This is a genomic window from Cohnella terricola, from assembly GCF_007786475.1.
In the GTDB taxonomy this organism is placed as follows: Bacteria; Bacillota; Bacilli; order Paenibacillales; family Paenibacillaceae; genus Cohnella; species Cohnella terricola.
Genome location: NZ_VNJJ01000016.1, coordinates 1 through 22,939, shown reverse-complemented (window position 1 = coordinate 22,939; position 22,939 = coordinate 1). Strand labels below are relative to the sequence as shown.

Annotated in this window: 25 protein-coding genes and 1 pseudogene; 24 read left to right on the top strand and 2 right to left on the bottom strand. The window is 53.9% G+C overall.

Going from position 1 to position 22,939, the window contains the following annotated elements:
- Nucleotides 1-42 precede the first annotated feature (42 nt).
- Nucleotides 43-1,086, top strand: a complete 1,044-nt coding sequence (locus FPZ45_RS20880) for a LacI family DNA-binding transcriptional regulator (protein WP_144706138.1) — start codon at nt 43-45, stop codon at nt 1,084-1,086.
- Nucleotides 1,087-1,148: 62 nt separating this feature from the next.
- The gene (locus tag FPZ45_RS20875) at nt 1,149-1,670 is read left to right on the top strand and encodes an MgtC/SapB family protein (protein WP_144706136.1); all 522 of its coding nucleotides are present in this window, start codon (nt 1,149-1,151) and stop codon (nt 1,668-1,670) included.
- Between the two features lie 64 nt (nt 1,671-1,734).
- Here the strand turns inward: FPZ45_RS20875 and FPZ45_RS20870 are convergent, their stop codons facing one another.
- On the bottom strand, nt 1,735-1,959 hold the full coding sequence (locus FPZ45_RS20870; RefSeq protein ID WP_144706134.1) for a hypothetical protein: 225 nt from the start codon (nt 1,957-1,959) through the stop codon (nt 1,735-1,737).
- 289 nt (nt 1,960-2,248) lie between these two features.
- On the opposite strand from FPZ45_RS20870, the pseudogene FPZ45_RS25965 reads away from it, so the two are divergent.
- The 3 genes and pseudogenes from FPZ45_RS25965 to FPZ45_RS20860 form a co-directional block, all read left to right on the top strand.
- Nucleotides 2,249-2,968: pseudogene (locus FPZ45_RS25965) on the top strand (transposase); the annotation flags it as partial.
- A gap of 13 nt (nt 2,969-2,981) precedes the next feature.
- Nucleotides 2,982-3,107, top strand: coding sequence for a hypothetical protein (locus FPZ45_RS26075; protein WP_186438495.1), 126 nt, complete (start codon nt 2,982-2,984; stop codon nt 3,105-3,107).
- A gap of 101 nt (nt 3,108-3,208) precedes the next feature.
- The gene (locus FPZ45_RS20860) at nt 3,209-4,039 is read left to right on the top strand and encodes a lipase family protein (RefSeq protein ID WP_144706132.1); all 831 of its coding nucleotides are present in this window, start codon (nt 3,209-3,211) and stop codon (nt 4,037-4,039) included.
- On the opposite strand, the gene FPZ45_RS20855 is transcribed toward FPZ45_RS20860, so the two are convergent.
- The gene (locus FPZ45_RS20855; protein WP_246120530.1) at nt 3,957-4,574 is read right to left on the bottom strand and encodes a GbsR/MarR family transcriptional regulator; all 618 of its coding nucleotides are present in this window, start codon (nt 4,572-4,574) and stop codon (nt 3,957-3,959) included. The genes FPZ45_RS20860 and FPZ45_RS20855 overlap by 83 nt on opposite strands.
- A 187-nt stretch (nt 4,575-4,761) precedes the next feature.
- Between FPZ45_RS20855 and FPZ45_RS20850 the strand changes: the two genes are divergently transcribed.
- From FPZ45_RS20850 to FPZ45_RS20760, 19 genes are all read left to right on the top strand, one after another.
- Nucleotides 4,762-5,643, top strand: a complete 882-nt coding sequence (locus FPZ45_RS20850) for a carbohydrate ABC transporter permease (protein ID WP_144706130.1) — start codon at nt 4,762-4,764, stop codon at nt 5,641-5,643.
- 33 nt (nt 5,644-5,676) lie between these two features.
- Nucleotides 5,677-6,519 carry a carbohydrate ABC transporter permease gene (locus FPZ45_RS20845; RefSeq protein WP_144706128.1) on the top strand — a complete coding sequence of 281 codons (843 nt, stop codon included), beginning with the start codon at nt 5,677-5,679 and terminating at the stop codon, nt 6,517-6,519.
- 45 nt (nt 6,520-6,564) lie between these two features.
- Nucleotides 6,565-7,932, top strand: a complete 1,368-nt coding sequence (locus FPZ45_RS20840; RefSeq protein WP_144706126.1) for an ABC transporter substrate-binding protein — start codon at nt 6,565-6,567, stop codon at nt 7,930-7,932.
- A 13-nt stretch (nt 7,933-7,945) separates the two neighbouring features.
- Nucleotides 7,946-8,725 (top strand): HAD family hydrolase, encoded by a 780-nt coding sequence (locus FPZ45_RS20835; protein ID WP_144706124.1) that lies wholly within the window; start codon nt 7,946-7,948, stop codon nt 8,723-8,725.
- 1 nt (nt 8,726) lies between these two features.
- On the top strand, nt 8,727-9,065 hold the full coding sequence (locus FPZ45_RS20830) for a DMT family transporter (protein WP_144706122.1): 339 nt from the start codon (nt 8,727-8,729) through the stop codon (nt 9,063-9,065).
- A gap of 28 nt (nt 9,066-9,093) precedes the next feature.
- Complete coding sequence (locus FPZ45_RS20825) at nt 9,094-9,975, top strand: metallophosphoesterase family protein (RefSeq protein WP_144706120.1); 882 nt, start codon at nt 9,094-9,096, stop codon at nt 9,973-9,975.
- Nucleotides 9,976-10,138: 163 nt separating this feature from the next.
- Entirely contained in the window at nt 10,139-11,017 is an 879-nt protein-coding gene (locus FPZ45_RS20820; protein ID WP_144706118.1) for a LysR family transcriptional regulator, read from the top strand.
- A gap of 23 nt (nt 11,018-11,040) precedes the next feature.
- Nucleotides 11,041-11,607 carry an NADPH-dependent FMN reductase gene (gene ssuE / locus FPZ45_RS20815; RefSeq protein ID WP_144706116.1) on the top strand — a complete coding sequence of 189 codons (567 nt, stop codon included), beginning with the start codon at nt 11,041-11,043 and terminating at the stop codon, nt 11,605-11,607.
- A 207-nt stretch (nt 11,608-11,814) separates the two neighbouring features.
- Nucleotides 11,815-13,065, top strand: a complete 1,251-nt coding sequence (locus FPZ45_RS20810) for a mechanosensitive ion channel family protein (protein WP_144706114.1) — start codon at nt 11,815-11,817, stop codon at nt 13,063-13,065.
- A 562-nt stretch (nt 13,066-13,627) separates the two neighbouring features.
- Entirely contained in the window at nt 13,628-14,506 is an 879-nt protein-coding gene (locus tag FPZ45_RS20805) for a transporter substrate-binding domain-containing protein (protein WP_144706112.1), read from the top strand.
- Nucleotides 14,507-14,542: 36 nt separating this feature from the next.
- Nucleotides 14,543-15,319: an amino acid ABC transporter permease gene (locus FPZ45_RS20800; protein WP_144706110.1), complete on the top strand. Its 777-nt coding sequence runs from the start codon at nt 14,543-14,545 to the stop codon at nt 15,317-15,319.
- Between the two features lie 2 nt (nt 15,320-15,321).
- Nucleotides 15,322-16,032 (top strand): amino acid ABC transporter permease, encoded by a 711-nt coding sequence (locus FPZ45_RS20795; RefSeq protein WP_144706108.1) that lies wholly within the window; start codon nt 15,322-15,324, stop codon nt 16,030-16,032.
- A complete protein-coding gene (locus FPZ45_RS20790; protein WP_144706106.1) occupies nt 16,029-16,781 on the top strand; it encodes an amino acid ABC transporter ATP-binding protein in 753 nt (250 codons plus the stop codon). Before FPZ45_RS20795 ends, FPZ45_RS20790 begins: the two co-directional genes overlap by 4 nt.
- Before the next feature lie 23 nt (nt 16,782-16,804).
- On the top strand, nt 16,805-17,815 hold the full coding sequence (locus FPZ45_RS20785) for an LLM class flavin-dependent oxidoreductase (RefSeq protein WP_144706104.1): 1,011 nt from the start codon (nt 16,805-16,807) through the stop codon (nt 17,813-17,815).
- 38 nt (nt 17,816-17,853) lie between these two features.
- Nucleotides 17,854-19,032 carry an amidohydrolase gene (locus FPZ45_RS20780; protein ID WP_186438489.1) on the top strand — a complete coding sequence of 393 codons (1,179 nt, stop codon included), beginning with the start codon at nt 17,854-17,856 and terminating at the stop codon, nt 19,030-19,032.
- Nucleotides 19,029-20,174, top strand: coding sequence for an N-methyl-L-tryptophan oxidase (solA, locus tag FPZ45_RS20775; RefSeq protein ID WP_144706100.1), 1,146 nt, complete (start codon nt 19,029-19,031; stop codon nt 20,172-20,174). The genes FPZ45_RS20780 and solA overlap by 4 nt, the downstream gene beginning before the upstream one ends.
- Nucleotides 20,175-20,200: 26 nt before the next feature.
- Nucleotides 20,201-20,695 carry a DinB family protein gene (locus FPZ45_RS20770; protein WP_144706098.1) on the top strand — a complete coding sequence of 165 codons (495 nt, stop codon included), beginning with the start codon at nt 20,201-20,203 and terminating at the stop codon, nt 20,693-20,695.
- Nucleotides 20,696-20,740: 45 nt separating this feature from the next.
- Nucleotides 20,741-21,274 carry a GNAT family N-acetyltransferase gene (locus tag FPZ45_RS20765; protein ID WP_144706096.1) on the top strand — a complete coding sequence of 178 codons (534 nt, stop codon included), beginning with the start codon at nt 20,741-20,743 and terminating at the stop codon, nt 21,272-21,274.
- 38 nt (nt 21,275-21,312) lie between these two features.
- Nucleotides 21,313-22,641 (top strand): LLM class flavin-dependent oxidoreductase, encoded by a 1,329-nt coding sequence (locus FPZ45_RS20760; RefSeq protein ID WP_144706094.1) that lies wholly within the window; start codon nt 21,313-21,315, stop codon nt 22,639-22,641.
- Nucleotides 22,642-22,939 lie beyond the last annotated feature (298 nt).

Below are 22,939 nucleotides of genomic sequence, written 5' to 3'. Positions count from 1 at the left end.
AATACTCAGGCTGACGCAAGCAGAAAGGATGCATACCGTTTCATGGCCAAGATCGACGACGTCGCCCGCGCCGCGGGCGTCTCCAAGGGCACGGTTTCCAACGTGTTCAGCCAGAAGAGACCGACGAGCAAGCAAGTCACGGAGAAGGTGTTGCGGGCTTCCCGCGAATTGAATTATGTGCCGAATCATATCGCTCGAAGCCTCGTCACGAAGAAGACGATGGCGATCGGGCTGACGATTCCGCACGGCAACTTCTTTTTCAGCGCGTTCCATACCCAATTCATCAACGGAGTCGTCTTGGAAGCTTCTACGTTCGGCTATCGGGTGTTGCTGGATATGATCGCGGACCGGGAGATCGACACCCCTTCGCTTGCCAGCTACCCGATCGACGGAGCCATCGTGCTCGGCCCGACGGAAGAGGACGAACGGATCGACATGCTGCACCAGAACAAGATTCCTTTCGTCACCGTCGGCAAAATCCTGAATTCGCAAGTTACGGATCCTTTGACGGTCAATAACGATAACGAAGTCATCATGCGGGACATCGTCGGCTATCTGACCGGCTTGGGCCATCGACATATGACGTTCCTGAACGCCGCGGAGCAAACGACCGTCGCGACAGTTCGGACAAAGGCGTTCGAGAAGGTGCTGGGCGAGAAGGACATCCCGTTCGACTCTTGCAGCGTTCATTACAAGCCGCCCATCCATTCCGAGCACTATTTGGATTACGGCTATGAGGAGACGGTACGCGCGCTGGGCGGAAGCACTAAACCGACGGCGATCATCGCGGATGACGACCGGACCGCCTATTGCGCGATGAACGCGATCAAGGACGCGGGACTTCGCGTACCCGAAGACGTCTCATTGTTCGTCGTCTGCGGAGATTTGGAGCTGATGTACCGAACTTCGCCTGCGCTGACGAGCATGGACCTGGTGCCGTCCGAGCTAGGGTCGCAGGCTGTCAAGCTGCTGCTGCACCGGCTAGGCATTGTCGAAGGCGAGTACGAGCGAGAGTGGATCGTCAGCAGCCGGATCAACATCAGGGAGTCCTGCTCGCCGGTCCGTACGTCCGGGAACGGCGATTAGGGCGGCCGACCCTCTGATTTTAAGCATTCACTATTAGTAGCACCAAGAGGGGTTGTCCTTTCATGGAGCATTTAGAGCGGTTCGTTTCCGAATTTTTCGGAGAGCATGAAGTTTATTTTCGCATTTTGATCAGCGCGGCACTAGGACTGCTCATCGGGTTCGACCGGACGCACAAGAGTAAGCCCGCCGGCGTTAAAACGTTTACGTTCGTGACGGTCGCCTGCGCGTTGATCACGATTGTCTCGCTGGAAAGCGTCGACAAGTACAGCGTGCTTCACGATCGGACAATGATGGATCCAATGCGCCTTGCCGCGCAGATCGTGACCGGGCTCGGCTTTCTCGGGGCAGGATTGATCATGAAGTCGGGGTTCGAAGTGAAAGGCCTGACCTCCGCGGCGATGATCCTCTTCGCCGGGGGTGTCGGCATCGGCATTGGAGCCGGCTTCTACGGGATCGTGCTGTTCACGATCGCGGTTATCTTCGGATTCGTTCGGATCGGTGGTTGGATCGAGAAGTGGGAGCACGACAAGGCCCAGTCGAAGATGCGCGATAAGCGAGAGGAAATGAGGGTGTCCCATAAGTGATATGGGCTGCCCTTTTTTTCGTGCGCGAACTTACAAATCGTGAAATTTCACGATTCCAATCCGCCTAACTCCCGTCCACGGGCATTGTTACGGTCTCGCAGACCGTTACAGACACCGAACCCCCGTTCATGGGCATTGTTACGGTCTCGCAGACCGTTACAGACACTGAACCCCCGTTCACGGGCATTGTTACGGTCTCGCAGACCGTTACAGACACCGAACTCCCGTCCACGGGCATTGTTACGGTCTCGCAGACCGTTACAGACACTGAACTCCCGTCCACGGGCATTGCAACGGTCTCGCAGACCGTAAATGATGGATATCGGCCCGAGAAGGCAAATCAAAGACAAAAAGAGGGTGTCCCAATACCATTGACTTAGGGACACCTCATCATATTTTGTGGGGATGTGTCTCTTTACGGTTGCTGCTCCACCCCACAAAGTGAAGAAAAGCTTTGCAACTTATTCCGATTACTTTGCGGGGACCCCTGGTTGTGGTCGTGATAATCTGAATTGGCAAACTCGTTGCAAGGAGTTTTCACGCCCACAAGAGGCAAACGCTTCGCTCCTTCAAGAGCTGCCGCTTATCCCGGTGGCGGACGGGACTGCTACCTCCCGAACATGCTTACTAAGATCATCATTTACGGCTACACTTAGCGACTTTACTCCTCACGCCAAATCGCGAAAGCCGTCCGCAAAAACATCATGTTCATGTGGATTGCAGGCAGGAAACGCCTGGATTTTCGCACCATTAATCAGTTTCGTTCGGAGCGAATGAAAGCCGTACTGGAGACCGTGTTTACTGCGGTTCTTCAATTACCGTTTGAGGAGAACTACGTACAGCTTCAGCATTACTTTTTGGAAGAGCGGCAGCAAGAGGAGCCAAAAGATAAGCCGCTGAAAAAGGCGGTACGCACGCTTCGCAGGGATTTGCTTCCTGCCTTCAGAGATACGAGACTCATGAAGCCATTTTAGGCACGAGAAACAGCTACAGTAAAACGGATCATGACGCCACATTTATGCGAATGAAAGAAGACCACATGAGAAATGGTCAGCTCAAGCCTGGTTACAATGTGCAGATCGGTACCGATAATCAATTCATTGTTGGCTACAGTTTGCACAAACGACCGACGGATACACGCAGCCTCATCCCTCATCTCGAAAAATTAAAATCGCAGTTAGGCAAGTTACCAGGGACCATCATAGCTGATGCGGGTTATGGTGCGCGTGGAAAATTACGACTAATTGGATCAGAACGAAATCGAAGCGATCGTCAAATACAGCACGTATCACCGCAAAGTTGGAGCGCGGAATGATCCTTCAGACGTACGAGAAGCACAGGAGCAGCAGGAAGGTCGCGAACGCGCTGGGCATCAGCCAGACTAAGGCATCCAGGCTGATCAGGAAACACGTCGGTGGCGAGATTGAGGAAGAGTAACGCGCCTTCGCGTAAGAGGGGAACGAAAACGAATCCAATAGGCACCTTTAGCCGCTCTTCTTAATACAGTATCGAAAGAGATGCTGAGAGGTGATCGGCTAATGGACGGATTCGACAATCGGACGGCGATTTTCCTGGCTGCGGTATGCAGCCAGACCTACGCGCAATTCAACGATCCGAAGGGAGAGTTCGTCGTTCCCCGCCCTTACGAGCAGATCGGCGAGATTCATGCGAGATCGCTGACCGGCAGGTCCGAGAGATTCGGGTTCGTTCTTCAGTCCGACACGCATGTGATCATCGCTTTCCGGGGCACCAGCACGACATCGGACTGGGTTTCCGACGCGATGGCGAGCCAGGTCAAGTATCGATGGGCCGATAATGCCGGCATGAGCCACAGAGGATTCTCGAATATTTACCGTTCGGCCAGAGACGGCATTCTCGGCCTCCTGAAAGGAATAAATACGGATAAAGCGATGTACTTGACCGGCCATAGCTTGGGAGGGGCGCTCTCGACGTTATGCGGGATGGACATGGCGGCCAATACCGAATTTCCCGCGCCGACAGTTTATTCGTTCGCTTCACCGCGCGTCGGAGACCCTGACTTTACCGGCGCGTTCCAGGGCAAAGTCGGACGAAGCTACCGCGTGCACAACCGCTTCGACGTCGTTCCCCTGTTGCCTCCGGCCGAGTTTACGCTGCCCAAAAGGGATATCACCTTTCATTACGAGCACGTAAGAGACTCCGAACAGCTCACTTTCAACAACGGATCCGTACCCGGCAACCATGCCATCGGCAGCTATTACTCGGAACTGGCCAAGCGTGATCCGCGGTTCGTGGAAAGCTTAAACGCTATGAATCCCGGTTTTTGTCCGAGTCCGTCCCGTTATCGGTTTGAATCGTCGACCCGGACTTCCCTGGTTGCTCCTGTTTGAACAGGCGCCCTTCCTTCAAGCTATCCACGAATTGCTGCAGCCAATCGTAATAGCTATCCGCATGCTGCAGCTTGTGAAAGTCTTTCAGGCATAACTGCCTTTCTTCCTCCGTCGTATGCTCCGATAAGATCAATTCCGCAAGCTCCGGCGTCACCGACCGAATCGTTCCCTGCATGACGTCGATTTCCCTCTGCAGCTTAAACGCGAAGAAATTTTGGAACGCTTGGTAGAAGTCCGTTTCGGCTACGTACAAATCTTTGCGGTCTTCCTTTTCCTTCAGCTTCGTCAGCATCTTGGACTCGGTCAAAGAGCGGACGGCGTAGCTCATGTTGCTTTTGCTCATATTCATATGAGATTTCATCTCTTCGAGCGTCATCGGCTTGTCCTCGAAAAACATAATTCCGTACAACTGCCCGAAAGAGTAGTTAGCCCCGTATAAATCCATCGTCTGCGCGATTGCATCGATCATCTTCGCTCGGAGCTCATTGTGCTGCGTAGGAGCATGCTCCAAGCTATCCCTGCTAGATCTCTTCATGGCCTACCCTTCCTACTTACATTATTTTGCGAAAGTTAACAAAGATCATAATCACATTTCACAGTCTGTTAACCATTCATTTCTAAGGTGAATGTACAATAATTTTTGTACAGAAGGGGAAATCACATGTAATCAACCGTATTATAGCAAATATTAAAGCATTTTTGTTTGAAACAGGGAGGAAATTATGAAACCTTTGCAACGCGGGGAGAACATCAAGGCTTTTGCATTCACGCTGCCTGCTATGGTCCCTCTTACAGTATTCTGGTTCGGTCCGTTAGTGTATTTAATTTACCTCAGCTTTATGGAATGGGATTTTATGAGTCCGGACAAGCTGTTCGTCGGGATCGACAACTACCGGGAATTGTTCACCGATTCAAACTTCCACCAATCCGTTCGGGTTTCCGTCCTTTTCTGCTTGGGGAGCGTCATTCCGATATTGGTGTGCGGGCTGGCTCTCGCTTTGCTCCTTAACCGCAAGATGAAGGGGGGCGGGCTTTACCGGACGCTTATGTTTTCCCCTTGGGTGACGCCTACCGTTGCGGTTTCGATCGTGTGGTCATGGATTTTCGAGCCGGAAGTCGGGCTATTGAACAGCATATTGGGGGCGTTCGGCATCCATGGTATTACTTGGCTTAACGATCCGCATTGGGCGCTTGTCGGCATTCTGCTCGTGACGATCTGGAAATCCGCAGGCTGGTCGATGATTTTTTATCTCGTAGCGATCCGTAACGTTCCGAGCGACATGCTTGAGGCTGCCGAATTGGATGGGGCGAACAGTTGGCGCAAATTCGTGCATATTACCGTGCCGTTAATCTCGCCTACGACCTTTTTCCTGATCGTCGTTCAGGTCATTCAAGCGCTGCAGGCATACGATCAAATCAACGTCTTAACGCAAGGCGGCCCGGCGGGGTCGACCCGCACGATCCTATATTTTTACTACCAATCGGCTTTCGAAGCTTTTAATATCGGCCAAGCCTCTACCGTGTCCGTCGTTCTTGTGTTCGGCTGCGTGCTGCTTTCGATCGTATCCTTCGTCGTGGGGCGCCGTACGGTTCATTATTCCTAATTCAAATCGGAGCAAAGAAAGGTTGCGAGAGAAATGCAAAAGGGGAGTAGGTTGGGGCTGCTCGTCCGGCAGTTGCTGCTGGCGGCATCGGCGTTCATCGTTGCGTTTCCTTTCTATTGGATGGCGACAAGCGCGCTGAAGACGAACGATGAGATTTGGCAGTTTCCGCCGACGCTGTGGCCGGTCAGTCCGCAATGGGGAAATTACTTCGATGCTTGGGTGGAAGCCCCGTTCTGGCGCTACATGCTGAACAGCATTATCGTAGCGGGAGCGATCGTGATCATTCAAATATTCAATTCGGCAACGATGGCTTATGCGCTTACCCATATGAAATTCCGGCTGAACAACGCATTTACCGCGCTCATTCTGGTCGGGTACATGATCCCGAGCACCGCGGTGTATTTGCCCAGCTATATGGTGCTCAGCAAGCTCGGCTTGCTAGATTCTTATACTGGCCTTATTTTGTCCAACTGCGTGAGCGTGTTTTCGATCTTTCTCATTCGTCAGGCGTTTTTGCAGACGTCTCATGAACTGGTTGAGGCCGGACAGATGGACGGCGCGACACACCTGCGGATATTGTGGACGATTCTTGTTCCGTTGACGCGTTCTTCTTTTGCCGTATTGGCGCTCATTACTTTCATAGAGCAATACAACAACTATTTTTGGCCAATGCTCATTACGAAAAGTCCGGAACTGCAATTGATTTCGTCCGGACTCCGCAGCTTCTTTGTGGAAGGAGGTGCATACGGATTGAAATGGCCGCTGATCATGGCCGCCAGCGCATTCACGATTGCGCCGTTATTGCTATTGTTCGCATTTACGCAAAAAACGATTATGAGCAGTGTCAATTTGACAGCGGGTGTCAGCAAAGGTTAAACCGGAATACAAAAAATGAGGATAGAGTGGCGGAGGAGATCGTACATGTTAACGAATAAAAAGTGGATCGCGGCAGTTATGGTATCGAGCTTTGTTCTATTATCGGCATGCGGAGCGAAAAATGACGCGAAATCCGCTGGTTCGCCGGACGCTTCCGAATCGCAAGCTCCGGCTTCCCAAACGACGGAGGCTTCCGAGTCCCCATCGGCTGCAGAGCCGGTAACGATTGAATTCTGGTATGGGCTTGGCGGCAAGTTGGGCGAGAACATGAAGACGCTGATCGACAAGTTCAACAGCTCTCAGAGCGAAGTCATCGTAAAAGGAGTCGTTCAAGCGGATTACTCCGAGACGGAGAAAAAGCTGCAAGCAGCGATCGCAGCGGGCAACGTTCCCGCAGCCGTATTGACGTCAAACGTGGATTGGGCCCGCAAAGGTTACTTTGCGCAAATCGACGATCTGATCGCGGCGCAGCCGGATTTCAATCCGGGCGACATGGTACAGACGTTCCTCGATCAAGGAAAAGTGGACGGCAAGCAATATTTCATTCCAATGTATGGAACGACGCAAGTGATGTATTACAGCAAGGAAGCGCTTGAGAAGCAAAACCTGAAGGCGGAAGACTTGAAAACGTGGGAAGCTCTTGCCGAAGCCGCGAAAAAAATGACGGTAAAAGAAGGCGGGAAAACGTCCTTCTACGGCTGGGAGCCAATGTGGGGCAAGGACAACATGATGGATGCCGTATTCGCCAAAGGCGGTTCGGTTCTGAGCGCGGACGGCAAAACGGTTACGATCGATACGCCAGAGTGGATCGACACGTGGGAAATGTTCCGCAAATGGATTCACGAAGATAAAATCATGCGCATTCATTCCGGCGGACAAGGCTGGGAGTATTGGTACAAAACGATCGACGATGTCATGAAGGGGAATGCTGCGGGATATACCGGATCAAGCGGCGACCAAGGCGATCTGGACTTCACGAAGCTGGCTGCGATGGAGCAGCCGGGATGGGAAGGCGTAGGCGCAGGCAAACCTGTCGCCGAAGCGATTCTTGCCAGCATTCCGGAGAAAGCAAGCGACGAACAGAAGAAAGCGGCGTTCAAATGGTTCAGCTTCTTCTCGAACACCGAAAACACGGCGTTCTGGTCGATGAATACGGGGTATATCGCAGTACGTCAGTCCGCAATCGAAGATCCTGCGTTCAAGGCGTTCAGCGAGACAAATCCGCAAAGCAAAGTTCCGCTTATGCAAGCGGCACACGGATCGAGCCCGTTCAAGGATCCGACAGGCGGCAAAATCAACGATGCGCTGAAAATCGCGGCGGACAATGTGCAAATCAGCAATATGCCGGCAGCCCAAGCGCTTAAGGAAGCGCAGGAGACGGCTCAGAAAGCGTTGGATAAGCTTCAGAAGTAAGGAGGATTCCGATATGGCGGAGCTTGTGGCCGGAAAGTCGAGTTTTCCGATCGAAGGGATTTTGTTCGATAAGGATGGAACGCTGCTGGACTTCGTCTCGATGTGGGGAACCTGGAGCTGTCATCTGCTCCAGGCTTTCTCGCAACGGTTGACAGAACGGCAAGGAAATTGGGGCGGCGCGGATTTGTATGCCTTGTGGGGAATCGCGCTGGACCGGAACGGTTTGGCTATAGGTTACGATCGCAATGGACCGCTTGCGATGGGGACGATCGGAGAGCTGATCTCCATTCTCGCCTCGCAAGGGTACGCGTCGGGTTTATCGTGGGCGGATGCCAAGCGCATGGCTTACGAATGCAAGCAACTTGCCGATGCGGCAATGGAAAGGGAACGCCCCGTTAAGCCGATGGCGGGCGTTTTGTCTTTTCTGGAAGCGTGCAGACAAAGGAACTTGCGCTTGGCGGTCGTTACCGCCGACGAAACGGAGATGGCGCTGCGGCATCTCGAGTGGCTAAATATTCGGCATTATTTTCACGAAGTGATCGGTACGGATCAAGTGGAGAAGGGCAAGCCTTTTCCGGATATGGTTGAGCTGGCTTGCCGGAAATTGAATCTCGACTGCTCCCAGGTGGCCGTTATCGGGGATACGAACGGAGATATGATGATGGCGCACGCAGCCCGCGCGGCTGTTGGCATCGGCATTATCGACACAGCGCAGACGGACGGGAAAAGACTACTAGAAGCGGCGGATGTGATCGTGACATCCTATGACGAGCTATCGTTTGGAAGGAGCTAGTATGAAGGAAAGCAGCTTGGGTTGGGTATTTCTGGGGCTGGCAATTGCGTTGGAGCTGTCGGGTACGGTTTCTATGAAGCTATCGGAAGGATTTACGAGGCTGTGGCCGTCCATTTTTATGTTCGTATTTTATGGAACGAGCTTTACTTGCTTAAATTTCGCGCTGCATTATATGAACGTAAGTGTCGCGTATGCGATCTGGTCGGGGGTTGGCATCGTTCTGATCGCCTTGGCCGGCTACTTTCTATTCGCGGAGCGGCTTCCGCTGTCCTCGCTGTTATGGATGTTCGTCATTATCGTTGGCGTGATTGGTTTGAATATAAGTGCGAAGACGCATTGAATATAGAGGGGTCTAGGGAGATGGTTTGATGGCTGTACAACAGCATTCTCAGTTAGATGAGCGGCGGTCTGCGGAAGAGCGGCCGATCGTATCGTTCCAGGTCATTACGGATACGCATGTAAGAGCGGAGTCGGAACATGTTCATAACCGCAACTTGGACAAAGCGCTTAAAGATATATTGGTCAATTGCCCGGACAGCATCGGCATTATGCACGTCGGAGATGTGACGGATCATGGCTTGGACGCGGAATTCGCCGAGCTGCATCGGATATTGGCCGATAACGCGGCGGAACTTCCGAGGCTGCTGTTGACTACCGGGAACCATGACGTAGGCTTGGGAATATGGGAGAGTAGGATCGGGCGATTTCTGAAGGAAACCGGTATGCAGGCGCCTTATCACGACCACTGGATTGCGGGCTACCACTTCATTTTTCTCGGAACGGAGCGGGGCTTGGAGCTGTTTTGCGATTTGTCGGACGAGCAGCTGACATGGCTGGAAGCTAAGCTAGCCGAGAATAGCGTTGCAAATAAGCCTAAGTTTCTGTTTCTGCATCAGCCATTGCTCGATACCGTCGGGGGCTCGTTTAAGGCGCAAGGCTGGTATGGCGTAACGCAGGACGAACGGGTGAAAGAGATTCTGTCCAATTATCCGAATGTCGTCCTGTTTACGGGACATACGCATTGGGAGCTGGAAGCGGGATATGCGCGTTCGGTTGAAACCGCGTCGATGCCAGCCATGTTCAATGCGGCGTCGGTCGCCTACCTTTGGACGGACTTGGACGAACATAAAGATGGCAGCCAAGGCTATTACGTTGACGTTTACGAGGACAAAGTGTTGGTCAAGGGCCGAGATTTCACGACAGGAACCTGGATTCCGGGCGCGCAGTTTGAGGTTCCTTCTCGTCGCTAGCAGCTAATTGCTGATGGCACTGTTGGCGGGCAGCTTTCAAAAGCTGCTTTTTTTTGTATTCAGCTTCGCAAAAAAATCCCCTTTACAGTTTCATAATTCCGAGTTATCCTATTGGATAAATATAATACCCGATTGAAGCCTGATTGAAGCGGTGCAATTGGAGGTGTTTTTTGTTAACATAGAAAACATCGAAGCGTTCGTATATGTGATCCACTGGGGAAGCTTCAATAAGGCGGCGGAGGCGTTATACTTATCCCAACCATCGGTGACGGCCCGGATTCAGACGCTTGAGCGCGAGTTGGATTGCAAGCTATTCGACCGTCTGGGCAAACAGGTCCAAATTACGGAGGAAGGCAAACGGTTCCTGCCTTACGCACAACAGCTTCTATTAACGTATCAGAAAGGAAAGCTGCACGTAAATCAGAAGCGTTCGCTGCCTGAGGAAATCCGGATCGGTTGCACAGTGTCGGTGTCCAACTACATGATTCCGGAATTGCTGCCGAGACTGAGTCTAAGCTTTCCGAATACGCATTTCAAATTTGTCACTGGTAAAACCGATGAAATTGTAACGAAGGTGCTCAATAAGGAAGTCGATATTGGATTTGTGCGCGGCGTCAATCATCCGAATCTCCAATCCGTCAAGTTTTACGAGGACCCGATTACCCTTTACACTTATGCGGATCATCCCTTTGTCGGGGCTGAACGACTTACGGTCGAGGAGATCGCAGTGCAGCCGCTTGTCTTTTTCGAATGTGGGGCATTGGATTGGTTAAGAATCCATCGGGTGTTCGAGAATCTGGATCGCCCCCCGAATATTTTGATTCAGACGGACAATTCCGAGATGGCGAAAAAGCTTGTCATGAAAAAAGCCGGCATTTCTTTTCTTCCGGAATTGTGCGTACGGCAAGAAACCGCCGAAGGCAAGCTTGTGCCGATTCGCGTACCAGAGACGGAAGGCATCTCCCTGCAAACGAATGTCATCTCCAATCTGGGAGAGCATTCGCATCTCTTGAACGTTATTATGGAATTAAAAAACAACTAAGCATCCAATAGGAGGAATCGCTCATGAGTCATATCGTCATTATTTCCGGCAGTCCAACCCCGGGGTCCCGCTTGAACGGGCTAATCGAGTTTGTGGAAGGCAAATGGAACGAAAAAGGCATCAAGATCAGCCATATCCGCGTTGCCGATTTGCCGGCCGAGGCGCTTCTTCATGCGAACTTTAAAGACGAGCAAATATTGGCGGCATTGGCACTGGTGGAATCCGCTAGCGGCGTCGTTATCGCAAGCCCGGTATACAAAGCGTCCTTCACCGGGATCCTGAAAGCGTTCCTGGATTTGCTCCCGCAAACGGGATTAAAGGGCAAAGTTACGCTTCCGTTGTTTATCGGCGGGACGATCGCTCACTTGCTAAGCCTGGATTACGCGCTAAAGCCAGTGCTATCGGTGCTGGGCAGCCGCAACATTCTCGCAGGTGTATTCGCGATCGACCAGTGGGTGCAGAGACTGGAGAACGGCGGGTTCGAGCTGTCGGATGAGTTGGCCGAACGTTTGGACCGGTCCGCGGATGAACTCGCCGAAGAAATCGAATGGCTCGACCTAAGGGCCAAGGAGAGCGGCGTTAACTCGTAATCGTCCTTTTTGAGCAAATTATGGCTATCCGGCGGCTGTAACGGTCTGCGAGACCGTTACACAACTCGCGGAAGCCGATAGACTCGGGAGTGAAGCATAGCTTCGCTCCTTTTTTGCATGAGGCTTCGGGATTGAAGCCCTATGCGTAAAGTCGAATAAGGGTGCTATAATAGATCGACATCATCGCATATGCATAAGGAGAAGTAAATGGATTCTATTAAAAATTGGATGGTCGAACAGGGAGTTTCATCTCAAGTCGCGGTATATCTCGCGAATCTGACCGTCCTTCTGCTCATCGTCGGAATAAGCGTCGCGGCGAATTTCGTCACCAAGAAAATCGTTTTGCGAATCATTGCCGCGTTCATCATGAAAAACCGCTTTACATGGGACAACGTTTTTTTGGAACGGAAGGTGTTTGTTAAGCTGTCCCATATCGTGCCGGCCATCATCATTTATTATTTTGCGCCCGTCTTCCCCAATACTCAAACGGCTATTGAGAAGGGCGCAGCCGTATATATCATGATCGTAAGCATGATGGTCTTCGATGCTTTCTTGAACGCATGCAATGATATTTACAATACATACGACATTTCCAAACAAAAGCCCATTCGCGGCTACATTCAAGTCGTGAAGATTCTCGTCTTCATTATTGGCGTCATCATTATGATCGCTAATCTGATCGGCGAAAGTCCCCTGATTCTGCTTAGCGGCTTGGGCGCCTTATCCGCCGTACTCATGCTCATCTTCAAGGATTCGATTTTGGGGCTCGTCGCCGGCGTACAGCTTTCCGCCAACGATATGGTGCGGGTGGGAGACTGGATCGAGATGCCCAAATATCATGCAGACGGCGACGTTATCGATATTTCGCTTAATACGGTAAAAGTCATGAATTTCGATAAGACGATTACGACTATTCCGAGTTATGCGCTGATTTCCGATTCGTTCCGCAACTGGCGAGGCATGCGGCAGTCGGGAGGCCGGCGCATCAAGCGCGCCGTCTTTATCGATGCCAACAGCATCGGCTTCTGTACTCAGGAGATGATCGAGAGATTCAGCAAGATTCATGATTTGACCGACTACATGAAGGACAAGAAGCGAGAAATCTTGGAGCACAACGCTCATAACCGTATCGACAAGTCGCTTGAAGTAAACGGTCGACAGTTAACGAACATAGGCGTATTGCGAGTATATATCGAGAACTACTTGAAGCGGCATTCGAAAATCCGTCAGGATATGACGCTGATCGTTCGGCAGTTGGCGCCGACCGAGAACGGTTTGCCTTTGGAGATTTACGCTTTCGTCAACGATACGAACTGGGCCGTCTATGAGTCGGTCCAGGCCGATATTTTCGATCATATTTTCGCTGCCGCGCCAACGTTCGGATTGAGAATTTTTCAGAACCCCGCCGGGTACGACTTCAAACAAGCGCTTAGGACGGATGCGGTATCGGAAAACTAAGCGGGTCTCAGTACTCCCTGAATCGGTAGATTCGGGGAGTATTTTTTAACAGTATAGAATTTATAAGTTTCCAGGGGTGAAACAGGTCTTCATCCTTTTCGTTTTTTGGTTCTTGGGGTGATTAGTGATGAAAAACATCGTACTTCCGCCTTGTGGGGCTCTGATGGGGAGTAAGTACGATGAAAAACATCGCTAAGAGGAGCAAGCCTCCACTTTTTATTCGCCTCAGGGGGTGATTAGTGATGAAAAACATCGTACTTCCGCCTCGCGGGGTACTGATGGGGAGCAAGTACGATGGAAAACATCACTAAAAGGAGCGAACACACTCATTAGGACCGTCAGGGAATGAACTTATCCCTGACGGTTTTTCTTATGCGGCGTTATAACAAAATCAGGCGTCTTGCCATTCGATCGGACTTTCTTATTAATCAATAGAAGATCTCTATTATCGTATCCATTGACGTAAAAAGATGGGAGATGTTATTGTTATTCCCAACAATAATTCTTACTTAACCGCTAGGAATTATAAGTTTAAAACAGATCAAACGGAGGGATCCATTTTATGAAAAAAACAAGCTTGACCGTCGCTATTCTCGTTTTGGCGCTTATTCTCGCGGCTTGCGGGAACAAAAACAACAGCGCAGGCGGCTCCGCTTCCTCCGATGCCCCGGCATCGGGACCGGCGTCGGAATCGCCAAACGATTCGAATTCGGGAAATACGCCCGGGAAAGTCACGAAGATTATCGTTGGCACCGGTACGCATTTTCCGAAGGTATGCTTCATAGACGATAACGGCAAGCTTACCGGATTCGATGTCGAACTCGTCCGAGAGATCGACAAGCGCCTGTCGCAATACGAATTCGACATTCAAACGCAAGAATTCAAGAGCCTGCTCCTTAGTCTGGAAACTAAGAAAATCGACCTCGTCGCGCACGAGATGGAGAAAAACCCCGAGCGCGAAGAGAAGTATTTATTCAACAAAGAACCGTACGCGCACTGGAGAAACAAGATCGTTGTCGCGAAGGATAACGATTCGATCCACACGCTGGATGACTTAAAAGGCAAGAAAGTGCTTGTCGGCGCGACTAGTGCGGAGGCGCAAATCGTTCTGAATTACAACAAGGATCACGGAGACGCCATTAAAATCGTCTACACAAACGGCGGAACCAACGACACGGTCGAGCAGATCGTCAGCGGCCGGGTGGATGCGACACTCGCCGCGGATTTCGCTCTACCGCTTATCGATCCGCAAAGCAAGTTGAAAACAACGGGCGATACGCTCTCCGAAGCGGACATTTTATTCATGTTCCGCAAGAACGACGAGGAGGCGCAGAAGCTGTCCGACGCCGTGGACGGCGCGATCAAGGAATTGAAGGCGGACGGCACGCTTGGCAAGCTAAGCACGGAATGGCTGGGGCACGACTTTACCGCCGATCAATAGACCAATGAAAATTCACGGCGAGGGGTGACCCGCAAGATGGGAGCCAAATTCGATATTCAGTACGTGTTCGATTATTTCGTGAAGCTGCTGCCTTACGTACGGATCTCGTTGATCATCGTGGCCGCATCAATCGCTCTCGGCTTGATTTTCGGCTTGCTCGCCGCTCTTCCCAGACTCTATCGGATTCCCGTCCTGCAGCGGTTGTCGCAGCTGTACGCTTCCTTTTTTCGCGGTACGCCGATTCTGATTCAGCTCTTCCTGCTCTATTATGGACTACCGGAAATATTGAAGCTGGTTCACGTCGATATCACGAGACTTCCCGTGCTCGCGTTCGTCATTCTCGTCTACGGCCTGCATAGCGGCGCTTTTGTATCCGAAGGCATTCGGGCGGCGGTAACCGCCGTGGACCGGGGCCAAGTCGAAGCCGCGTACGCGGTTGGGATGACCGGCTTCAAGGCATTTACGCGGATCGTCTTTCCGCAGGCGTTGGCCATATCGGTGCCGATACTAGCCAATCTGGTCATCGCGACGCTGAAGGATACGTCACTTGCGTTTACGCTTGGCGTGATGGAATTGACGGGCAAGTCGCAAACGCTCCCCACGATTTCCCGGCATTTCACCGAGTCGTATCTAGCGCTGGCAGCGGTATACTTCATCCTCAGCTTGGCGCTTGAGAGGCTGTTTCTGTTCGCGGAGCGCCGTTTGCTGAAGCATGAAAACTTAACGATTAAGGAATCGAGAGTGCTCTTGCGCAGAAAATGGCTGAATCGCCGCGAGAACGTTAAAGCCGCGTTTTCGAAAGGGGGGGCCTGAGCATGCAACTGGATTTATCGTTCATCTGGACGGCATTCGTCGGTTTGCTTCCTGCAGTGCCGACCACGATCCGGATTACGGTCGTCTCGGTGTTGAGCGGATTTGCGATCGGCACGTTTATCGCGCTTTGCCGCATGTACCGCATCCCCGTGCTTCATCGGGCGGCTGCGGCCTATGTCACCGTCATTCGCGGTACGCCGATGCTGACCCATCTGTTGCTCATCTACGTCGGGTTGCCCCTGATCGTGGACGGATTGGCGGAACGCTTCGGTTGGGCTTTCCGGTCGGTGCAAATCCCGATGATCGGTTTTGCCTATATCTCGTTCTCGATTACCGCCGGAGCCTACTTCTCGGAGATCATTCGCTCGGGATTACAGTCGGTGAACAAGGGCCAGCTCGAGGCCGCCCATGCGATCGGCATGACGACGCCGCAGGCGCTGCGCCGGATCGTGTTTCCACAAGCATTCGCCGCCGCTCTCCCGAACTTGTCCAACAGTGTCATCGGGATGCTTCACGGCTCCACGCTGGCGTTTACCGTTTCGGTCGTCGATATTTTCGCGCAAGCCGAGATTGTGGCCACGACCAACTGGAAATTTTTTGAGGCATACTTGGCCGCCGCGCTGCTATTCTGGGGTCTGACAATTCTCATCGAGAGGCTGACGGCGCTGTTGGAGAAAAAGGTTACCCGATACAATCGCGGAGGTGTCGCATGATCAAGCTTAGGGGAATCGCCAAATCCTTCGGCAAGCAAGAAGTGCTGAAAGGAATCGATCTGACCGTCGAGAAAGGCGAAGTCGTCGCGATCCTCGGGCCGAGCGGATCAGGCAAGACGACGTTGCTCAGATGCATCAATTATTTGGAAAAACCGAACGCAGGCGAAATTTCGATCGATGATTTCAGCGTCAATTGCCGGAAGCCGGCGAAGAAGGACATCCACTTGCTAAGGCGCAAAACGGCCATGGTATTCCAGCAATATAATCTATTTCGGCACAAAACCGCGCTGGAGAACGTCATGGAAGGCCTCGTCGTCGTCAAAAAGCTGCCAAAGGAGGAAGCGCGCCGCATCGGCGCCGAGCTGCTCGAGAAGGTCGGCCTCGCCGACAAGCTGGACGCTTATCCTAGCCAACTGTCGGGCGGGCAGCAGCAACGCGTCGGCATCGCCCGCGCGCTGGCGTTAAATCCGGAAGTGATCCTGTTCGACGAGCCAACCTCCGCGCTGGATCCTGAACTCGTTGGGGAAGTGCTCGCCGTCATTCGCAAAATCGCCCGGGAAGGGATCACGATGATCATCGTCACCCATGAGATGGGATTCGCTCAAGACGTGGCGAATCATATCGTCTTCATGGAAGGGGGCTTGGTCGTCGAGGAAGGGCCGCCCAAAGTCATTTTCCAAGCGCCGAAAGAGGAGAGAACCCGACAGTTTCTGGCGCGGTATACCTCGGATAGCGCCTATTCAATCTAAACAACGGACTGGAGTGGACAGAGATGACGCTAAAACTCGGCATACTGGATCAAAGCATCGTGTTTCCGGGGCAGACGCCTTCCGAGGCGCTGGGCAACACGATTCGGCTGGCGCAGCTTGCGGAAGAGCTCGGCTTCGAGCGCTTCTGGGTATCGGAGCATCACGATTCCCCGCAGATGGCGGGCGCTTCGCCGGAAGTTCTAATCTCCCACTTGCTCGCCCGGACGGAGAAAATCCGCATCGGGTCGGGAGGAGTAATGCTGCAGCATTACAGCCCCTATAAAGTCGCGGAAAATTTCAACGTACTCGCTTCTCTCGCTCCGGGCAGGGTCGAGCTGGGTATCGGCCGTGCGCCCGGTGGGCTGCCCCGCTCGACGAAGGGGCTGCAGAAGGGAGTTTCCGAGCCGGAGTCTCTCGAGGAGAAGCTGACCCAGCTAGAGCAATTCTTGCATGGGCCGCTCGGCGAAAGCGAGCCGCTTGCCGGGCTGCAAGCGAATCCTCTCCCGGAGCAGCCGGCGGACGTTTATCTGCTCGGCACGAGCGTATCCAGCGCCAAGCTGGCAGCGGAACGGGGCTATCCGTACGCGTTCGCCCTCTTCATCAACAACGACCCGGAAGCGGCCCGCGAAGCGTTCAACGTCTACCGCGCCGATTTTAACTATTCCAAAGGCGGAGAGCCGCGGACTTTGCTCGGATTGTCGGTTATCGCGGCGAATACGGAGGAAGAAGCCGCCGAGCTAGCCGGTCAGTTCAAGAACGTTCGCGTGACGCTGGTCAGCGGCAAGACGGTTAATGTAGGCTCGCTCGAGCAAGCGGAGGAATTCGCCCGGCAAGCGGGAGAGACGTACACGGCCGAAGTGCGCGATGCGGATATTACTAAAGGCACCAAGGAGACGGTGCGAGCTAGGCTGCTGGAGCTGCAACGGACGTTCGGCGCGGACGAATTAATCTTCACGACGATCATTCCCGACTTCGAGCTACGGGTGCGCTCGTTCCGGTTGCTGAAGGAAGCATTCGAGGAACAGCCGGTCTAGCGAGTTGGGCGTACACATGGAGGAAAGAAGGGATTTCGATGAGCATTGTTGCGGATGAACCGCTAATCGAGCAATTGATCTCCATCCGGCGGCACTTGCACGCCAATCCCGAGCTATCGCACGAGGAGTTCGCGACGACCGAGGCGATTCGCGGCTGGCTGCGCGAAGCGGACATCCGCATCACGGAATATCCGCTGAGAACCGGCGTCGTCGCCGAAGTCGGCGGTTTGCGCGGCGGACCGATCGTCGCCGTTCGCGCCGATATCGACGCGCTTCCCGTGCAGGAAGAGACGGGGCTTCCGTTCGCCTCGACGGTTCCGGGGAAAATGCATGCGTGCGGGCACGATTTCCACACGGCTGCCGCACTCGGCGCTGCGCTACTGCTGAAACGGCGGGAGCGCGAACTGAAAGGCACGGTTCGCTTTCTGTTCCAACCTGCGGAAGAGAAGGCGAAAGGCGCGTTACAGGTGATTGCAAGCGGCGCATTAGAGGGTGTTCAGGCCATATTCGGCCTGCATAACAAGCCGGATTTGCCGGTCGGCACGATCGGTATCAAAGCCGGGCCGATTATGGCCGCTGCCGATGGCTTCGTCGTCGAAGTGAAAGGCCGCGGAAGCCACGCCGCGCTGCCGGAAGCAGGCGTTGACCCTATCGTTGCGTCCGCGCACATCATTACCGCGCTGCAATCGATCGTCAGCCGTAACGTCGGCGCGCTCGACGGGGCGGTCGTCAGCGTCACGCGGCTGAATAGCGGCACGGCTTGGAATGTCATCGCGGAGGAGGCCGTATTCGACGGTACCTTGCGAACGTTCGATACCGCCGTGCGGGCGAAGGTGCGCGAGCGGTTCGAGCAGATCGTAACGGGTGTCGGAGCGGCGCTCGGAGCGAAAGCCGCCGTTCGCTGGCTGGAAGGGCCGCCCGCCGTCGTGAACGACGCGGAGTGGGCAGAATGGTCGGCGGGAAAGGCCAAGTCGATTGGCCTGACCGTTGTCGAACCGGCGCCTTCTCCGGCCGGGGAGGACTTCTCCTTCTATTTACAGCGCGTACCGGGCGTGTTTTATTTCCTCGGGACGTCGGGACCTCAAGAATGGCATCACCCCGCCTTCGACGTCGACGAGCGCGCGCTTCCGATTGGAGCGTCGTTCTTCGCTTCGCTGGCCGTGGACGCTTTGTCCCGTTTGGCCGAATCCACTGTTGCTGAGGAGGGACGCCCATGACAAAACTGTATGACGTCATCGTCGTCGGCGCGGGTTCGATGGGCATGAGCGCGGGATACGAGCTCTCCCGAAGAGGCTTGAAGACGCTGCTGATCGACGCCTTCGCCCCTCCCCATACCGAAGGCAGCCATCACGGCGATACCCGGCTGATTCGCCACGTCTACAGCGGCGGGCCGACGTACGTGAAGCTGGCGCTGCGCGCGGACGAACGTTGGCGGGAACTCGAGGAAGAGACCGGGGAGCAGTTGCTTGTCAGGGCAGGCGTGTTGAATATCGCGGATCCCTCGGTTTATTCCTACGAAGGAAGATTCCGGGATGCCCGAGAACACGGAGTCACCTTTGAGGAACTTGACGCCGGGCAAGTCCGCGAACGTTGGCCGGGCGTACAGCTGCCCGAGCGGTATCGTGCAATGTACGAACCGGACGCGGGTTACTTGTACAGCGACAAATGCGTGGCGGCCTACAAGAAGCTCGCGATCCAATCCGGGGCAAAGCTGCTGACGGGAACGTTCGTTAAAGACGTCGTCCCGAGCCGATCGTTCGTCACCGTGGTGACCGACGAAGGCGAGTACATGGCGCACAAGGTCGTCGTAAGTGCAGGTGCGTGGTTTAAGACGCTCGAGCCTTTCGTCCGTTTGCCGATACGGGCGGTGCGCAAAGTCGTCGCCTGGTTCGAGCCGTCGTCGCCCGCGTTTGACGAAGGACGTTTTCCCGGGTTTACGTTCGGAGACGAGAACGGAGGTTTCTACGGCTTTCCGAGCATCGCCGGCTCGGGAGTGAAGATCGGCCGGCACGACGGGGGAGAGGAATGGCGCCCCGGCGAGCCGCTTACCCCTTTCGGCTCCTTGCCGGAGGACGAGGCGGATTTGAGACGGGCTCTAGGATCGTTCATTCCTGGCGCGGCGGGCAAGCTGTTGCGAGGCGCCGCTTGCAAATACGAGCACACGCCGGACGAACATTTCATTATCGATACGCATCCCGTCCACCCGAACGTCCTGCTCGCGGGGGGATTTTCCGGTCATGGATTCAAATTCGCCAGCGCCGTAGGAGAGCTGCTTGCGAACAAAATCGAGCTTGACGATTGGGGGCAGGATATCGGGCGGTTTGCCGTTTCCCGATTTTCCTTGCCCGAGGCGAGATAAAACATACCGAATAGGAGTGGATGCTCATGAGTCAATCCCCGATATCTATTGACAGTTATTTGCGCACTTACGATCGTCTGCAAAAGGCGATCGAAGGCTTGACTGACGCGCAGCTCGTATGGAAACCGTCGGAGAAACAATGGAGTGTCACGGAAGTGCTGACGCATCTGACGGACCATAACATTGTCGTTTCCTTCCGCATCCGCGAGGTGCTGGCCGGTTCGGAAGTTCGGTTGCCCGCGTTTAACCAGGATTTCTGGGTGGAGGGGCAGCGGGCGAACGCAGGCAGGACCTCCGATATTTTGGCCGCGTTTCAGGGATTATTGTTATACAACAGCCTGCTGTTCCAGCGGCTCACCGAAGCGGACTGGAACAAAACGGGCGTGAATTTCAAAGGGCACACCGTCACCGTCGCTGCCATCGCGCAATCGTTTATCGACCATGTCGGACACCATATCGGTCAAATCGAAAGAATCATAGAAGCGGAAACCAACTCTCGCAAAACGATTGGCGAAAGTTGACAGACATATGCTATGCAAGTCGAATCCGGGAAAGCGGGTGGAAAAATGAAGAGCGATCGAGTCGTTGTCAGGTTTGCGGAAGATGGAGATCGGGAAGCAGTAAAACAAGTTCTTGTCGCGGCTTACAGCCAATATGAAGCGACGCTATCGCCCGAGCGGTGGGCGCAGTATAAGACCAACATCTTGGAGGCGGTCGAGGCGGCGACGACCAAAGCAAGGCTCGTCGCCGAACTGGGCGGGGAGGTCGCGGGCAGCGTGTTTATCTACGATAACTCCGAAGCCGCCTACGGAGCTCCGCAGCTCGAGATTCATAATCCGATTATTCGGCTATTAGCCGTCCTGCCTTCCGCGCGGGGGCACGGGATCGCGACGGAGCTGATCCGTGCGAGCGCCAGATTGTCGCGGGAGTGGGGCGAGCATACGCTTCATCTTCATACGTCCGATATGATGGATTCTGCTATTCGGCTATACGAGCGGCTCGGCTTCGAACGGGCGTACGACAAAGAGTTCCATAACGGGACCGCGCTCGTGAAAAGCTACCGGCTGAACTTGGCGGAAGCCGCGCTTCTTCACGCATAGGTGCCATTAAATAAAGCATCCCAAAGGAGGAAAAGAAAATGGCAAGACGCAAGCAAATCAAGTTCGGAGCGATCATTCACGGCGTGGGAGGCAATATATCCGGTTGGAGGCATCCCGAGGTGCGGCCGGACGCCAGCGTCAGCTTCTCCTTCTACAAAGAACAGGCCCAGATCGCCGAGGCTGGCAAAATCGATCTCGTGTTCATCGCGGACGGACTTTATATTACGGAGAAGTCGATTCCTCATTTCCTGAACCGATTCGAGCCGCTTACGCTGCTCTCCGCGCTCGCATCGGTCACGAGCAACATTGGACTCGTCGGTACACTGTCGACTTCCTATAGCGAGCCGTTTACGGTCGCCCGCCAGTTCTCATCGCTCGACCATTTGAGCGGCGGCCGCGCAGGTTGGAATCTCGTCACGTCCCCGCTCGAAGGGTCGGCTTTGAATTACGGCAAGTCAGATCATCCGTCGCACGACGAGCGGTACAAAATCGCGGAAGAGCATCTCGAGGTGACGCGAGGGCTGTGGGACTCTTGGGAGGACGACGCTTTCGTACGGGATAAAGCTACAGGGGTGTTTTTCGATCCGGCGAAGTTGCATCGCCTGAACCATAAAGGCGAGTACTTCAGCGTTCAAGGCCCATTGAATATCGCGAGATCGAAGCAAGGCCAGCCGGTCGTGTTCCAGGCCGGTTCCTCGGAAAGCGGCAAGAACCTGGCGGCCAAAGGCGCCGACGCCGTGTTCACCGGACACGAGACGTTGGAGGAAGCGCAGGCGTTCTACTCTGACGTAAAAAGCCGAACGGTCGCCTACGGCAGATCCGAAGATGATATCGTTATTCTGCCTGGCATCTCTCTAATTATCGGCAGAACGCAGGAGGAAGCCGATCGCAAATACGAGGAGATCGCCGGACTCGTCAGCATCGAGAACGCGCTCGATTATCTCGGACGGTTTTTCGAGCATCACGATTTCTCGCAATACCCGCTTGACGAACCGTTCCCGGACATCGGCGATCTAGGCAGCAACAGTTTCCGCAGCGGCACCGATAAGATCAAGAAACAGGCCCGGGAGGAGGGGCTGACGCTGCGGCAGGTCGCCTTGCGTTCGGCAACCCCGCGCGGACCGTTCGTCGGCACGCCGGAGCATATCGCGAACTTGATCCAACAGTGGCACGAGGAAAGAGCTGCGGACGGCTTTATTATCCATTCTACGCTGCCGAGCGGCCTGCGCGACTTCGTCGAGCTCGTTATCCCAATCCTTCAGGAACGCGGCATCTACCGTTCGGAATACGAGTCGGATACGCTGCGCGGCAACCTGGGCTTGAAGGTTCCGACGAACCGTTACGCGACGGCGAAGGTGGGCGGCTGATGCGATAGTTTGAGAGGTTTTGTTTCTCCTGAACATTCGGGAGAGGCAAAACCTCTTTGATGTTCCCGAGCGAGTGAGCAGTACGATTATTTCGAGCAATTCCGGACTTGCGGGCGATTGGTGAGTGAGCAGCTCGATTATTTCGAGCAATTCCGGACTTGCGGGCGATTGGTGAAGTAGAGTCCATATAATTGTGTAAAATGGCTGTTGGTAAACATTAAATAAAGCCATGTTGAAAGTTCTCTCTTAGAATGAGGTTGTCGAGACAACATTCATCGGAGGAATATCAACATGACTC